Annotated in this window: 14 protein-coding genes; 2 read left to right on the top strand and 12 right to left on the bottom strand. The window is 62.6% G+C overall.

The window, feature by feature from the left end; all coding sequences use genetic code 11:
- Positions 1-5: 5 nt before the first annotated feature.
- The 9 genes from mltG to ACIPZC_RS11225 form a co-directional block, all read right to left on the bottom strand.
- Positions 6-1,169 carry an endolytic transglycosylase MltG gene (mltG, locus tag ACIPZC_RS11265; protein WP_400626941.1) on the bottom strand — a complete coding sequence of 388 codons (1,164 nt, stop codon included), beginning with the start codon at positions 1,167-1,169 and terminating at the stop codon, positions 6-8.
- Positions 1,170-1,173: 4 nt separating this feature from the next.
- Positions 1,174-1,989, bottom strand: a complete 816-nt coding sequence (pabC, locus tag ACIPZC_RS11260) for an aminodeoxychorismate lyase (protein WP_267822083.1) — start codon at positions 1,987-1,989, stop codon at positions 1,174-1,176.
- Complete coding sequence (gene fabF / locus ACIPZC_RS11255; protein ID WP_349976536.1) at positions 1,989-3,233, bottom strand: beta-ketoacyl-ACP synthase II; 1,245 nt, start codon at positions 3,231-3,233, stop codon at positions 1,989-1,991. The genes pabC and fabF overlap by 1 nt, the downstream gene beginning before the upstream one ends.
- A 174-nt stretch (positions 3,234-3,407) precedes the next feature.
- Positions 3,408-3,644, bottom strand: a complete 237-nt coding sequence (gene acpP / locus ACIPZC_RS11250; protein WP_241803033.1) for an acyl carrier protein — start codon at positions 3,642-3,644, stop codon at positions 3,408-3,410.
- Positions 3,645-3,846: 202 nt separating this feature from the next.
- On the bottom strand, positions 3,847-4,587 hold the full coding sequence (gene fabG, locus ACIPZC_RS11245) for a 3-oxoacyl-ACP reductase FabG (protein ID WP_241803032.1): 741 nt from the start codon (positions 4,585-4,587) through the stop codon (positions 3,847-3,849).
- Between the two features lie 16 nt (positions 4,588-4,603).
- Positions 4,604-5,542, bottom strand: coding sequence for an ACP S-malonyltransferase (gene fabD / locus ACIPZC_RS11240; protein WP_349976535.1), 939 nt, complete (start codon positions 5,540-5,542; stop codon positions 4,604-4,606).
- A 127-nt stretch (positions 5,543-5,669) separates the two neighbouring features.
- Positions 5,670-6,680 carry a phosphate acyltransferase PlsX gene (plsX, locus tag ACIPZC_RS11235; protein WP_400626937.1) on the bottom strand — a complete coding sequence of 337 codons (1,011 nt, stop codon included), beginning with the start codon at positions 6,678-6,680 and terminating at the stop codon, positions 5,670-5,672.
- Between the two features lie 3 nt (positions 6,681-6,683).
- On the bottom strand, positions 6,684-6,866 hold the full coding sequence (gene rpmF / locus ACIPZC_RS11230) for a 50S ribosomal protein L32 (RefSeq protein WP_010223221.1): 183 nt from the start codon (positions 6,864-6,866) through the stop codon (positions 6,684-6,686).
- Between the two features lie 13 nt (positions 6,867-6,879).
- Positions 6,880-7,407: a YceD family protein gene (locus ACIPZC_RS11225; protein ID WP_012313431.1), complete on the bottom strand. Its 528-nt coding sequence runs from the start codon at positions 7,405-7,407 to the stop codon at positions 6,880-6,882.
- 96 nt (positions 7,408-7,503) lie between these two features.
- Between ACIPZC_RS11225 and ACIPZC_RS11220 the strand changes: the two genes are divergently transcribed.
- Positions 7,504-8,082, top strand: coding sequence for a nucleoside triphosphate pyrophosphatase (locus tag ACIPZC_RS11220; RefSeq protein ID WP_267822064.1), 579 nt, complete (start codon positions 7,504-7,506; stop codon positions 8,080-8,082).
- 23 nt (positions 8,083-8,105) lie between these two features.
- On the opposite strand, the gene ACIPZC_RS11215 is transcribed toward ACIPZC_RS11220, so the two are convergent.
- Genes ACIPZC_RS11215 through rluC form a run of 3 tightly spaced genes read right to left on the bottom strand, consistent with a single transcriptional unit; the run spans position 8,106 to position 10,774 of the window.
- Complete coding sequence (locus tag ACIPZC_RS11215) at positions 8,106-9,131, bottom strand: S49 family peptidase (RefSeq protein ID WP_400626934.1); 1,026 nt, start codon at positions 9,129-9,131, stop codon at positions 8,106-8,108.
- 2 nt (positions 9,132-9,133) lie between these two features.
- Complete coding sequence (locus ACIPZC_RS11210; RefSeq protein ID WP_400626932.1) at positions 9,134-9,814, bottom strand: HAD family hydrolase; 681 nt, start codon at positions 9,812-9,814, stop codon at positions 9,134-9,136.
- A 3-nt stretch (positions 9,815-9,817) separates the two neighbouring features.
- Positions 9,818-10,774, bottom strand: a complete 957-nt coding sequence (gene rluC, locus ACIPZC_RS11205; RefSeq protein WP_042111265.1) for a 23S rRNA pseudouridine(955/2504/2580) synthase RluC — start codon at positions 10,772-10,774, stop codon at positions 9,818-9,820.
- 811 nt (positions 10,775-11,585) lie between these two features.
- Here rluC and rne point away from each other — a divergent pair.
- Positions 11,586-14,810: a ribonuclease E gene (gene rne / locus ACIPZC_RS11200; RefSeq protein ID WP_400626930.1), complete on the top strand. Its 3,225-nt coding sequence runs from the start codon at positions 11,586-11,588 to the stop codon at positions 14,808-14,810.
- Positions 14,811-14,854 lie beyond the last annotated feature (44 nt).

Here is a 14,854-nt window from a genome sequence, read left to right as displayed (position 1 = left end):
AGTCCTTAATGTTGTTCGTCAGCTGCAGGGGCGTCGGCCGGAGCGGGGTCGCTGGCCGGTGCCGGGTCCTGTGCAGAGGGCTCGTCCGACTCTGGCGATGCTTGCGCAGGTACACCCTGCGCCTCCGGCTGAGCCTGGGGAGCAGGGCTTGACCGGTAATCCGCGCGCCGCTTGAGCTGATACTCGCGCACTGCCGAGTTGTGATCGTTCAGATCGTCGGAGAACACATGGCTGCCGTCACCCCGGGCGACGAAGTACAGGCTGGTGCCATCGGCTGGATGCAGCGCCGCGTGAATCGCCTCCCGCCCGACCATGGCGATCGGCGTGGGCGGCAGCCCAGCGATGGTGTAGGTGTTGTAGGGCGTGGGCTCACGCAAGTCGGCGCGGGTGATTCTGCCGTTGTAGCGTTCGCCCATACCGTAAATGACAGTAGGGTCTGTCTGCAGCATCATGCCCAGCCGCAGGCGACGAACGAACACCCCGGCGATCTGCCCGCGCTCCTGGGGGATGCCGGTTTCCTTCTCCACCAACGAAGCCATGATCAACGCCTGGTACGGGTCACGATAAGGCAGGTCGGTGGCGCGTTCGGCCCACTCCTGGGCCAGCACTTCATCCAGCCGCATATAGGCCTGCTGCAGTAGCTCGACGTCACTCATGCCCCGCACGAAACGGTAGGTATCAGGGAAGAACCGGCCCTCCGGGAACACGCCGGTATGGCCAAGCTTGTCCATGACCTCGGCGTCGGAAAGCCCTTCCAGGGTGTGCTTGATTTTCTCATGCCTGGCGATCGCCGAACGCACCTGGCGGAACGTCCAACCCTCCACCAGCGTCAGGTTGTACTGCACCACATCGGCACGGCGCCAGGCATCGAACAAATCTTCGACGGTCATGCCCGGCGTGATGCGATACTCGCCCGTTTTCAGGGGCGTACCGGCCATGTTGAAGCGCCAGTACAGGCGCAACCAGAAGGCGTCATCGAGCAACCCCTCGCCTTCCATGCGGTAGAACATGCGATTGGGGTTGGTGCCACTGGGCACGTCGAGCAGTTGCTCCTGCGTCACGCGCAGGGGCTGCTCCAGCACCGAGTTGACCTTCCAGGCAGCCCAGCCCAATGCCAGGCCGGCCAGGATCAAGCCCATTTCCAGCAGCAGCAGGATTTTGCGTCTCACGAATTCAGGTATCCAGTAACGTACGGGCAAAGGCCTGCAGTTTACGGGTGAGTGGGCCCGGCGACCAGTTCAGTGCAGCAAAAGCCCGCACAGGCCAGACCCCATAAACGCTGTTGCAGATAAATACTTCATCGGCCAGCGCAAGCTCATCGAACGCCAGATCCCGCACTTGCAGCGGGATGGCCTGTGCCTGCGCGTGCTCCAGCAATGCACCGCGCATCACGCCGGCCACGCCGCAACGGCTGAGTTCAGCGGTGAGCAACACGCCGCCGCGCACCAGGAAAAGATTGCTGTAAACACCTTCGACCAGCCTGCCTTGCCCATCACACATCAAGCCTTCGGCATGCTCGCTGTCCTGCCACTCGGCACGGGCCAGCACCTGCTCCAGACGGTTGAGATGTTTGAGGCCTGCCAATAACGGTTGTTCCCCAAGCCGGGTCTGGCAAGGAAAAAGACGCACACCGTGCTCGGCATGTTCGCCAGGGTAGCTGGGCAAGGGGCCGCCCAGCAGGATGCGCCGCGGCGCAACACCTGCCATTGGCGCATAGCCACGCTGGCTATCGCCCCGGGTAAGGATCAGCTTGGCGACACCGTCGCCCAGTTGGGTGGCATAACGCAGGATTTCATCGCGCACCAGCGCCAGGTCGGCATCGATTGCCAAACGCTGGCAGCCCAGGGCCAGGCGTGCCAGGTGGCCGTCCAGCATGCTGGGACGGCCACTGCGTACGGCGATGGTCTCGAACAGGCCATCGCCGTAGGCCAGGCCACGGTTCTGCAGGTTGACCGCAGTCGCAGGCTGGCCGTCGATCCAGCTGTGCATCAGCCGGCGAACCGGCGGAACACCAGCGAGCCGTTGGTGCCACCAAAGCCGAACGAGTTGGACAACACTACGTCGATCGGCATGCTGCGCGCCTGATGAGGCACGAAGTCGAGGTCGCAGCCTTCATCTGGCTCATCGAGGTTGATGGTCGGCGGCGCCATCTGGCTGTTGATTGCCAGCACACTGAAGATCGCCTCTACAGCACCCGCAGCCCCCAGCAGGTGGCCGGTCATCGACTTGGTCGAGCTCACAGCCAGCTTGTAGGCATGCTCGCCGAACACACGCTTGATGGCCGCGACCTCAGCGACGTCGCCAGCCGGAGTCGAAGTGCCATGGGCGTTGATGTAGCTGACCTCAGACGGCTGGATGCCAGCATCGCGCAATGCGTTGGCCATGCAGCGCGCCGCGCCTTCACCACTGTCGGGCGGCGACGTCATGTGGTAAGCGTCGCCGCTCATGCCGAAACCGACCAGCTCGGCATAAATGGTCGCACCACGCGCCTGGGCGTGCTCGAGCTCTTCGAGTACCAGTGCACCGGCGCCGTCGGAGAGCACGAAGCCGTCCCGCCCCTTGTCCCACGGACGGCTGGCACGGGCCGGCTCATCGTTGCGGGTCGACAGCGCGCGCGAGGCACCAAAGCCACCCATGCCCAAGCCGCAAGCGGCCATTTCGGCGCCACCGGCGATCATCACGTCGGCTTCACCGTAGGCGATGTTGCGGGCAGCCATGCCGATGCAGTGGGTGCCCGTGGTACAGGCCGTGGCAATGGCATAATTCGGGCCCTGCAACCCCAGGTGGATCGACAGGAAGCCGGAGATCATGTTGATGATCGAGCCTGGCACGAAGAACGGCGAGATACGGCGCGGGCCTTGATCGTGCAAGGTCCGGCTGGTTTCTTCGATGTTGGTCAGGCCGCCGATACCAGAGCCCATGGCCACGCCAATGCGCTCGCGGTTGGCGTCGGTGACTTCCAGACCGGCATTGCGTACCGCCTGGAAACCGGCCGCCAGGCCGTACTGGATGAACAAGTCAAGCTTGCGAGCTTCCTTGGCCGACAGGTACTGCTCGACCTCGAAGCCCTTCACCGAGCCGCCAAAACGGGTGGAGTAGGCAGAAAGGTCCGTATGCTCGATCGGACCGATGCCACTGCGGCCAGCCAGAATGCCCTGCCAGGTGCTCGGTACATCCGTACCCAGTGGCGACAGCATACCCATACCAGTGACCACGACGCGTCTACGCGACACAGTACTCTCCTTTTCTAATAACAGAGTCTCTTGCCATTGCATTCAAGGCAATGGAATGAAATGGCAACAGGCTCTCGAAGCCCGCGGATCATTGCAGGGCCTTCGCAAAGAAAAAACCGCACGCCGGCAAAGGCAGTGCGGTTCTTCTCGACAAGAAGCGTCGACTACAGCGTCTTAACCCTGGTGGGCGTTGACGTAGTCGATGGCAGCTTGAACGGTAGTGATCTTCTCGGCTTCTTCGTCAGGGATTTCGGTCTCGAATTCCTCTTCCAGAGCCATCACCAGCTCAACGGTGTCAAGCGAATCGGCACCCAGGTCATCGACGAAGGACTTCTCGTTGGTCACTTCCTCTTCCTTGACGCCCAGTTGCTCGGCGACGATTTTCTTGACGCGTTCTTCGATGGTGCTCATACCTAGTTTTCACTCCTAGTGGATATATGTCAGGCAGCTGGCCGGTGACCAATTTTATAGAAAGGCGTTCGCTTTTCAAGCGCAACGCACTGTCGCTCAGTCACCGAACCCACTGCCTGGAATCTGGTTGCAGCTTTATAACGGATTTTAGGCTGGGAGTATGACTCTTTTTTTTAGCAATCCGTCACATTGAGTTGCAGTGTTACATGTACATCCCGCCATTCACCGGCACGGTAGCGCCGGTGACATAGGCTGCGCCGTCGGATGCCAGGAAGGAAACCACCTTGGCGATTTCCTCGGCCTGGCCCAGGCGGCCCAGCGGAATCTGGGTCTGCAGGGCTTCGCGCTGCGCTTCTGGCAGTTCGCGGGTCATGTCGGTATCGATGAAGCCTGGGGTCACCGAGTTGACGGTGATACCACGCGAGCCGACTTCACGCGCCAGGGCGCGGCTGAAGCCTTCGAGGCCGGCCTTGGCGGCCGCATAGTTGGCCTGGCCAGCGTTACCCATGGCACCGACGACCGAGCCGATGCTGATGATACGACCCCAACGCGCCTTGGTCATGCCACGCAGCACGCCCTTGGACAAACGGTAGAGGCTGTTGAGGTTGGTGTCGATCACGTCGAACCACTCGTCGTCCTTCATGCGCAGCATGAGGTTGTCGCGGGTGATGCCCGCGTTGTTGACAAGAATGGCCGGGGCACCGAACTGCTCGCCGATGGCACCTAGCACCGCGTCCACGGACTCGGCGCTGGTGACGTTCAGCTCCATGCCGGTACCGGTGATACCGTGCTCTTTGAGGGTGGCAGCGATGCGCTCGGCACCGGAAGCCGAAGTGGCGGTACCGATCACGGTCGCGCCCTGGCGGCCCAGTTCGAGGGCGATGGCCTGGCCGATACCCCGGCTGGCGCCGGTAACCAGTGCAACTTTACCTTGCAGGCTCATGCAAGCTTCTCCAAATTCAGGCCAATGCCGCACGGGTGGCGGCGACGGCGTCGGGGGTATTGAGGTTGTAGGTGGTCACACCATCGGCGCAACGCTTGTTCAGGCCCGCCAGCACCTTGCCAGGACCACACTCGACCAGGTTGACCGCACCGTTGGCGGCGAGGGTCTGCACGCATTCAACCCAGCGAACCGGCTGATACAGCTGCGCCAACAGGTCCTGCTTGAGGGTATCGAGGTTGGCGGCGACGGCGGCAGTCACGTTCTGCACTACCGGAATCTGCGGCGCCTTCCATTCGACGGCATTGACGTGCTCGGCGAAACGCTCGGCAGCCGGCTTCATCAGGGCGCAGTGCGATGGCACGCTCACCGGCAGCGGCAAGGCACGCTTGGCGCCCTTGGCTTTGCACAGCTCGATGGCGCGATTGACCGCGGCGACGTTACCGGCGATGACGACCTGGCCCGGCGAGTTGAAGTTGACTGCGCTGACCACTTCATCTTCGGCGGCTTCGGCGCAAATGGCCTTCACATCATCGTCGCCCAGGCCAAGGATCGCGGCCATGGCGCCATGACCGGCCGGCACGGCTTCTTGCATCAGTTCGCCGCGGCGCTTGACCAGCCTGACGGCATCTTTGAGCGACAGGCTTCCAGCAGCGACCAAAGCGCTGTATTCGCCCAGGCTGTGGCCCGACACGAAGGCCGGCTGCGCGCCACCCTCCTCCAGCCACAGGCGCCACAGGGCGATGGAGGCCGTGAGGATGGCCGGCTGGGTCTTGTCGGTTTGGTTGAGTTGCTCTTCCGGGCCTTCCTGGACCAGTTCCCACAGGTCGTAACCCAGGGCCTCGGAGGCTTCCTTGAAGGTCTCAACGATCACCGGCTTTTCGGCGCCCAGTTCTTTGAGCATGCCCAGCGACTGGGAACCTTGACCGGGGAAGACGAATGCGAGGGATGCAGACATTGAACAAGCCCTTATGATCTTGTCGTCGGATAGGGTGCGCCGAGCCAAAGGCTAGACGCGGAAACTGAAAACTTGGATGGAAACGCGGACCAAGCGGTCACATTTAAGCACTTCATCGGCGAAATGCCTAAGGCAAGAGGTCTTCAAGGCGCCCGTGCAGGCGCTGCGGCAGGTTTTCCTGAATCTCGATCAAGGCACGCTGGATGGCGCTTTGAAAGCCCTGCACGCCAGCCGAGCCATGGCTCTTGATGACGATACCCTGCAGCCCCAGAAAACTTGCCCCATTGTGCCGCGCCGGCGCCAGGTCGGCCTGCAGACGCTTGAGCAGCGGCATCGCGACGGCACCAGCGACACGCGACAACGGGCCACCATTGAACAGCTTTTCGATGCGCGCAGCGATCATCGTCGCCAGGCCCTCGCTGGATTTGAGCAGGATATTGCCGACAAAGCCGTCGCATACCACCACATCCGCCTCCCCACGATAAAGGCCATCACCCTCGACGAAGCCGACATAATTCAGGCCGCGTGCGTTCTGCAACAACGTGGCAGCCAGCTTGACCTGCTGATTGCCCTTGATGTCCTCGGTGCCGATGTTCAACAGTGCCACGCGCGGGCGCTGCACACCCAAGGCCTGCGCGGCCACCGAGCCCATTACGGCGAACTGGTAGAGGTTCTCGGCACTGCAGTCGACGTTGGCACCCAGATCGAGCAGCTGACAGTAGCCGGCCTGGGTCGGGATAGCCGCAACCATGGCCGGCCGGTCGATACCCGGCAGCGTCTTGAGCACCATGCGCGACAGCGCCATCAGCGCGCCAGTATTGCCGGCACTGACGCAGGCTTGGGCCTTGCCATCACGCACCTGTTCGAGGGCGATGCGCATCGACGAATCCGGCTTGCCGCGCAACGCCTGGGATGGCCGCTCGTCCATACCGATCACCTCACTGGCAGCGACAATCTGCAGGCGCGCGCGATCCGCAGCCGCAAGGCCAGTGACAAGATCTTCTAGGAGGGAGGGTTGACCGACGAGGGTCACGTGCAGCGAGGGGGTAGCCGAAAGGCAGGCAATGCTAGCCTGGACAATGCTGCGGGGACCGAAGTCCCCGCCCATTGCGTCGATCGCGATGACCTGAGCAGACAAGGATTACTCGTCAGCGCCCTTGTCGATCACTTTACGACCACGGTATACGCCTTCTGGCGATACGTGGTGACGCAGGTGTACTTCACCGGTGGTTTTCTCTACCGACAGCGCGTTTTCCGACAGAGCGTCGTGCGAACGGCGCATGTCACGGGCAGAGCGGGATTTTTTGTTCTGCTGAACAGCCATAATTGATTAACTCCTAAACGTTTGGGTCACGCTTTAACTGCGCCAAAACACTGAACGGGTTGGACCGCGATACCTCGTCCTTGCTCGATTCGGGCTCGTCTGCGCCCGCCGGCTGCTGGCATTCTTCCGGATGATGAGCAGGCACGATGGGCAAGGCGAGCAGAAGCTCCTCCTCGATCAAGGCCTGCAGATCCAAAGGATCTTCGCCCAGTTCCAGCACGTCATAGCCTTTCGGCAACGACTGGGTATTCGCACCCTCCTTCACCACAGCGTAAGTACATTCGCTGTGAATCGGCAGGGTGACCAGCTCAAGACAACGCTGGCAAACCATTTTGACTTCGACATCCAGCTCGCTGTGGATAACCACTACGTGCTGTTCATCTCGTTCAAAATCGAACTTCGCCTGCACCGTACCGACATTGTCGGAAAGCGGGTCGCAGAGTCTTTCCAAATCAGCGAGTTGCAGCGAACCGTTAAGGGTTACGCCACGATCGGCTAATTTGCGCGGGTCAACGTGAGGTGGAATCGGGTCATTCAACATAGGCGCAGCATTCTAGGGATGCCCCCTGCACCTGTCAAAGGAAATTCGGCGGCATGTTGCATGTTAGAATCGGGATCAACTGATCAGGAGTCTACCATGCTGCCTTTATTGCTGGCTTCCAGCTCCCCTTACCGGCGCGAACTGCTCGCGCGCCTGGGCCTGCCCTTCACGTGGGCCAGCCCCGACCTGGACGAGCGACCGCTCGCTGACGAACCTGCCACGGACCTGGTGCGACGCCTGGCCAGGCAGAAGGCCGAGGCACTCGCCGGCAGCCACCAGCAACACCTGATCATCGGCTCTGACCAGGTTGCGGTACTCGGCGAGCAGATCCTGGGCAAGCCGCACAGTTTCGAGCGGGCCTGCGAACAGCTGCTTGCGGCCAGCGGGCAGCACGTTACCTTCCTGACCGGGGTGGCGCTGCTGAACACCGCCACAGGGCAATGCCAGGTCGATTGCGTACCGTTTACCGTGACCCTGCGGGAACTGGATCGGGCGCGCGTGGAGCGCTATGTGACGGCCGAGCAGCCCTTGGATTGCGCGGGCAGCTTCAAGGCAGAAGGGCTGGGCGTGAGCCTGTTCCAAAGCACCCACGGGAGCGACGCCACCAGCCTGATCGGCCTACCGTTGATTCGGCTGGTGGACATGCTGAGCAAAGAAGGCGTGGCAGTACCATGAGACCGCCAGGGGCCGGCCTGCCCTCAGCGCAGAGCAGGCCCCTGGAAGCCCATGTACAGGGCTAACTTCTCGGCCACGCTGGCACCGAGGCGCTTGGAGAAGCGATCGAACGGCGACTCCTCGACGGTGAAATCGACCAACTCTTTCTCACCCACGATCTCACGGGCCACATAGCTCGCACTGCCCAGACCGTCGACGAGCCCCAGCGCCTTGGCCTGCTCACCCGACCACACCAGGCCACTGAACAACTCCGGGTGCTCCTTGTCTTTCAAGCGATCGCCGCGCCCCTGTTTGACCATGGCGATGAACTGCTGATGAGTAGTGTTCAGCACACCCTGCCAGAACGCCCGCTCTTCAGGCTTTTCCGGCGAAAATGGGTCCAGGAACGCCTTGTGCTCACCGGCCGTGTAGGTACGCCGCTCGACGCCCAGTTTCTCCATCGAACCTACAAACCCGTAACCGGCCGCCGTCACACCGATGGAACCCACCAGGCTGGCCTTGTCGGCATAGATCTCGTCCGCCGCACTGGCGATGTAATAGGCACCGGACGCCCCCAGGTCGGCGATCACAGCGTACAACTTGATATCCGGATACTCACCGCGCAGGCGACGGATCTCGTCATAGACATAACCTGCCTGCACTGGACTGCCGCCCGGGCTGTTGATCCGCATGATCACGGCTTTGGTCTTTGGTTCCTTGAAGGCTTCGCGCAGGCTCTTGACGAGGTTGTCGGCACTGGCCGCCTCTTGATCCGCGATCACGCCGCGCACCTCCACCAACGCGGTATGGTTGGTGCCGCGCGAGGCAGCCTTGTCCATATCCGTCCAAGGCAGGAACAGGGCCAATACACCGAAGAGGTACACGAACGTCAGCAGCTTGAAGAAGATCCCCCAGCGACGCGCCCTGCGCTGCTCCTGGACACTGGCCAGCACGGTCTTTTCCAGCAGCTTCCAACTCTTGCGCTCTACGCGCTCATCCTCTTCACGGTCTTCGCGCGCAAGGCGCTCTTCTTCAGTCTCGGAACCCGGTGCTTTCCACTCGTCAACCATGCTCACCTACCTTGGAATTGGATTTGCGCAGAACCTGCCAGCCACTCGCGCAACTGGGAAAAATGATCGATGCACACCTGCGGACCGAACTCGGCCAAAGCCTGCAGCGACATGGCACCATAGCCCACGGCCGCCGAATGCATACCCGCGTTTTTCGCCATCAGCAGATCGAATGCCGAATCCCCGACCATCAGCGCCTGCCCAGGTTGGACACCGCAATGGCCTAGAATTTCCTCGAGCATCAGCGGATGGGGCTTGCCGCGGGTTTCATCAGCAGCACGCGTGATGTCGAAAAACCGCTCCCAGCCATTGGCCCTGAGCACCCGGTCCAGACCACGGCGCGCCTTGCCAGTGGCCACCGCCAGGCGATAACCCTCGGCCCGGAAGCCCTCCAGCGACTCGACCACCCCCTCGAACAACGGCGAAGGCTGCTGATCAAGCGCCGTATAAATGTCGGCATAGTGCTGACGGAAGGTTTCGACCTGCACAGAATCGAGGTGCGGGTAGAGGGTGGAAATGGCCTCACCAAGCGCCAGGCCGATGATGCCCTTGACAGCCTCCTCCGGGCTTGGCGCCTCACCGGCACGCTCGGCAGCGGCATTCATCGACTCGACGATCCGCCCGATCGAGTCGGCCAAGGTGCCGTCCCAGTCGAAGATCAGCAACTCGTAAGACTTCTTCATGAATCAGGACGCCCCCAGACGCTCCACGGTTTTCGCCCAGACTTCGTCCACCGGCGCCTCGAGCTTGAGCTCGCCACCATCAGGCAGCGGCACGGTGAGGGCATAGGCATGCAGGAACAGGCGCTTGCCGCCCAGGTCACGAATCTCGCGACTGAAGTCCTCGTCGCCATACTTGCTGTCACCGGCGATCATGTGGCCGGCGTGCAGCGTATGCACGCGAATCTGATGGGTACGCCCGGTGATAGGGCGAGCCTCGACAATGGTGGCGAACTCGCCGAAACGGCGAAGCACACGGAACAGGGTGAGCGCCTCTTTGCCCTCGTCGTTCACCTCGACCATACGCTCGCCCGAACGCAGGTTGCTCTTGAGCAACGGGGCATTGACCTGCTTCTTCGAGGTAGGCCAGTGGCCACGCACCAGCGCCATGTAGCGCTTGTCGACCCCATCACCGCGCAATGCGGCATGCAGGTGGCGCAGCATGCTGCGCTTCTTGGCGATCATCAGCAGGCCAGAGGTGTCGCGGTCCAGGCGGTGCACAAGCTCCAGCTCCTTGGCATCCGGACGCAGCTGGCGCAGCGCCTCGATCACCCCAAAGCTCAGGCCACTGCCACCATGCACGGCGATACCGGCCGGCTTGTTCATCACGATCAGCGCCTTGTCTTCGTAGACGATGGCGGCTTCCAGGCGCTGCAGCAGGCCCTGGGCAACCGGGGCCGGCTCGTCACGCTCAGGCAGGCGCACGGGCGGTACACGGACGATGTCACCGGCCTGGATCTTGTACTCAGGCTTGACACGGCCCTTGTTGACCCGGACCTCGCCTTTGCGCAGGATGCGGTAGACCAGCGTCCTGGGCACGCCCTTGAGCGCGGTGATGAGGAAATTGTCGATACGTTGGCCGGCAAGCTCCGGCGCGACTTCGATCAGCTGAACGCCGGAAGTCGGAGGGGTATTGGTCGTCATCGAGGGATCATAACAATTTTTTATGGAATTGAAGCACTTAATCATTACTGCTATAGTCGCGAACGCCGCCAAAAGCGGTAGGCCAGCGGCACCAGGCCCTTAGCCGGTCCCTGACCAACGCAATTCTGCAGGACGCGAGGCCGTCCTACGGGGTTTTCGCCAGTTTACCGAATTGCCTGGAATCGCCACCAGCGCTGTGTAGAGAAGACCGAAAAAAAACGACAAGTGCGGTGTTTCACCTGCTTACCCGCTTCTTTTCGCTGCACCTCTGCCCGCCCCGACGCTTGCACGCAACGCACGGCGAATGCTTCGGAAATACCTGCCTTGGACATGAATGGCGTCAGCGCGGAAATTGCGCTGGCGAAAAATGCAACCCGTTGCGGATTCAGCGCGCGGCAGCACCCGAATTATCAGGGATACGTGCAGGGTGGAGATGCACAGCCCTCGGACCGTGTAGCACCGCGTCCGGCCACCGGCCCAATGCATGGCCGGCGAGCGGATAAGGTCCTGAACAGATGCCCCATGGGCGTCCACGGCTGACGGTTGATTCCTCCTCCTGACTGAGTGCACGAGGCCTGCTGGGTTGATTCGGATATCGATTCGGATATCTCTGCAGATACCGCAGGGGCCTCTTGGCACCGCAGCAAACAGGACGCGTCGTCGCGACAACGGCAGGCTGGGAAACCGGCTGGTGCCGAACGTTGCTCGACACGGGGGTGGCCCGGCCACCCTTTGCGCACCTTGGCACCGACCATGAGAAGTCGTGTGTGCCGAACGCCGTTTCCGGCAGCCCGGAAACCGACGGTACAACATGAAAAGAATGCTGATTAACGCAACTCAACCCGAAGAGTTGCGTGTAGCCCTGGTGGACGGCCAACGTCTCTACGACCTGGACATCGAGTCCGGTGCGCGTGAGCAGAAAAAGGCCAACATCTACAAAGGCAAGATCACCCGGATCGAGCCCAGCCTCGAAGCCGCCTTCGTCGACTTCGGCTCCGAACGTCACGGCTTCCTGCCGCTGAAGGAAATCTCCCGCGAGTACTTCAAGAAAGCCCCTGAAGGCCGCGTCAACATCAAGGACGTCCTGAGCGAAGGCCAGGAAGTCATCGTCCAGGTCGAGAAGGAAGAGCGCGGCAACAAAGGCGCCGCCCTGACCACCTTCATCAGCCTGGCAGGCCGCTACCTGGTCCTGATGCCGAACAACCCCCGTGCCGGCGGCATCTCCCGCCGCATCGAAGGCGAAGAGCGCAACGAACTGCGTGAAGCCCTCAACGGCCTGACCGTGCCAGGCGACATGGGCCTGATCGTGCGCACCGCGGGCCTTGGCCGCAGCAGCGAAGAAATGCAGTGGGACCTCGACTACCTGCTGCAGCTGTGGACCGCCATCAAGGAAGCCTCCCTGGACCGCGCGGCACCGTTCCTGATCTACCAGGAAAGCAACGTCATCATCCGCGCCATCCGCGACTACCTGCGCCAGGACATCGGCGAAGTGCTGATCGACAGCATCGATGCCCAGGAAGAAGCCCTGACCTTCATCCGGCAGGTGATGCCGCAGTACGCCAGCAAGGTCAAGCTGTACGAAGACAGCGTGCCGCTGTTCAACCGCTTCCAGATCGAAAGCCAGATCGAGACCGCCTTCCAGCGCGTCGTCGACCTGCCCTCTGGCGGTTCGATCGTGATCGACCCGACCGAGGCCCTGGTTTCCATCGACATCAACTCGGCGCGCGCCACCAAGGGCAGCGACATCGAGGAAACCGCGCTGCAGACCAACCTGGAAGCGGCCGAAGAAATCGCCCGCCAGCTGCGCCTGCGCGACATCGGCGGCCTGATCGTGATCGACTTCATCGACATGACACCGGCGAAAAACCAGCGCGCCGTCGAAGAACGTGTACGCGAAGCCCTCGAGGCTGACCGCGCTCGCGTGCAGGTCGGCCGCATCTCGCGCTTCGGCCTGCTGGAAATGTCCCGTCAGCGCCTGCGCCCGTCGCTGGGCGAAAGCAGCGGCATCGTCTGCCCGCGCTGCTCCGGCACCGGCATCATCCGCGATGTCGAATCGCTGTCCCTGGCCATCCTGCGCCTGATCGAGGAAGAAGCCCTGAAGGACCGTACTGCCGAAGTACGCGCCCAGGTACCGATCCCGGTCGCCGCGTTCCTGCTCAACGAGAAGCGCAACTCGATCACCAAGATCGAACTGCGCACCCGTGCCCGCATCATCATTCTGCCGAACGACCACCTGGAAACCCCGCACTTCGAAGTCCAGCGCCTGCGCGACGACAACCCGGAAGTGCTGAACAACCAGTCCAGCTACGAAATCGCGGCCTCCGAAACCGAAGAAGCACCGCAGCCGACCGCCACGCGCACGCTGGTGCGTCAGGAAGCAGCGGTCAAGACCGCACCGGCCCGCGCCAACGCGCCGGTACCGAGCACTGTCGAAGAGCAGCAGCCTGCCGCACCGGCCGCCGCGGCAGCCAGCGTACCGGAGCCAAGCCTGTTCAAAGGCCTGGTGAAGTCGCTGGTCAGCCTGTTCGCCGGCAAGGAAGAGCCTGCCGCCACCCCGGTGGTCACCACCGAGAAGCCTGCCCCCGAGCGCACTCAGCGTAACGAGGAGCGTCGCAACGGCCGCCAGCAGAGCCGCAACCGCAACGGCCGCCGTGACGAAGAGCGCAAACCACGTGAAGAGCGCGCCGAGCGTGCCCCGCGTGAAGAGCGCCAACCACGTGAGGAGCGCGCACCGCGGGAAGAACGCGCCCCTCGTCAGCCACGCGAAGACCGCCGCGGCAACCGCGAAGAGCGCGTACGCGAACTGCGTGAGCCGCTGGATGCAACACCGGCCGCTCGTGAAGAACGCCAGCCACGTGAAGAGCGTGCACCGCGCGAAGAACGCGCTCCACGTGAAGAGCGCGCACCTCGCGAAGAACGTGCACCGCGTGAAGAGCGCGCTCCACGTGAAGAACGTGCCCCTCGTGAAGAGCGCGCTCCCCGTGAAGAACGTGCCCCTCGTGAAGAGCGTGCACCACGTGAAGAACGTGCACCGCGTGAAGAACGTCAGCCACGCCCTCCACGCGAAGAGCGCCAGCCACGTGAAGCCGAGCAGGCTGCCGAGAAGGCTGCAGAGCTCGCCGATGAGCAACTGCCGAACGAAGAGCTGCAACAGGACGAGCAGGAAGGCTCCGATGACGAGCGTCCGCGCCGCCGCTCCCGCGGCCAGCGTCGCCGCAGCAACCGTCGTGAACGTCAGCGCAATGCCAATGGCGAGCTGATCGAAGGCAGCGATGAAGAAGGCAGCGACGAGCAACCGCAACAGCACCAGGCCACCGAGCTGGGTGCCGAACTGGCTGCCGGCCTGGCCGTCACCGCCGCTGTCGCCAGCAGCAACATCAGTGCTGGCGCCGAAGCGCAAGCCAACCAGCAGGCTGAACGCGCCAGTGCCGAAACTGCGGCCACCGACAACAGCGAAGCGGCTCAGCCGGCCGAGCAGGTCGAAGCCGTCGCCAAGGCCGAGGAAATCGCCATTGCACCGGTGGTCGAGCAGCCGCTCAGCGAGCCGGTCGTCGCAGTCGAAGCCAACGCCGCGCCTGTGGTTGAAGTTGCCCCTGAGCCGGTAGTCGAACAAGCGCCTGCGGCCGAACCGGTAGTGGTTGCCGAGGCGCCTGTAGTGGCACCTGTAGAGGCACCTGTCGAAGCTCCGGTGATCGAAGCGGGTGAAGCCGAGAAGGCCCAAGTCGCCGTTGAACAAGCGCCGGCTGCCGAGCTGCCTGCCGTTGTCGCCCAAACCCAGCCAGAAGTGGCTGTCGAGCCGGCAGCAACCGTAGTCGAAGCAGCGCCTGTGGTCGCCGGGCCTGCCCCGGTGGAAACCCCGGCAGTGCCCGAAGCGGCGACCGTGATGCTGCCTAACGGCCGCGCCCCTAACGACCCACGTGAAGTGCGTCGTCGCAAGCGCGAGGCCGAAGCGGCTGCCAAGGCTGCGCAGGAAGCGGCCACTGCAGGTACGCCAGCGCTGGAAACCGCCGATGAGCACAAACCTCATCACGGTTGATAGCCACGGCTGAATGAAAAAGCCCCGCCAGTGTGAACTGGCGG

Origin of the sequence: Pseudomonas sp. NPDC089743, from assembly GCF_044748785.1 — a bacterium.
Classification (GTDB): Bacteria; Pseudomonadota; Gammaproteobacteria; order Pseudomonadales; family Pseudomonadaceae; genus Aquipseudomonas; species Aquipseudomonas putida_X.
The sequence above is the reverse complement of the archived record's forward strand: the minus strand, read 5'-3'. Positions and strand labels throughout refer to the sequence as shown.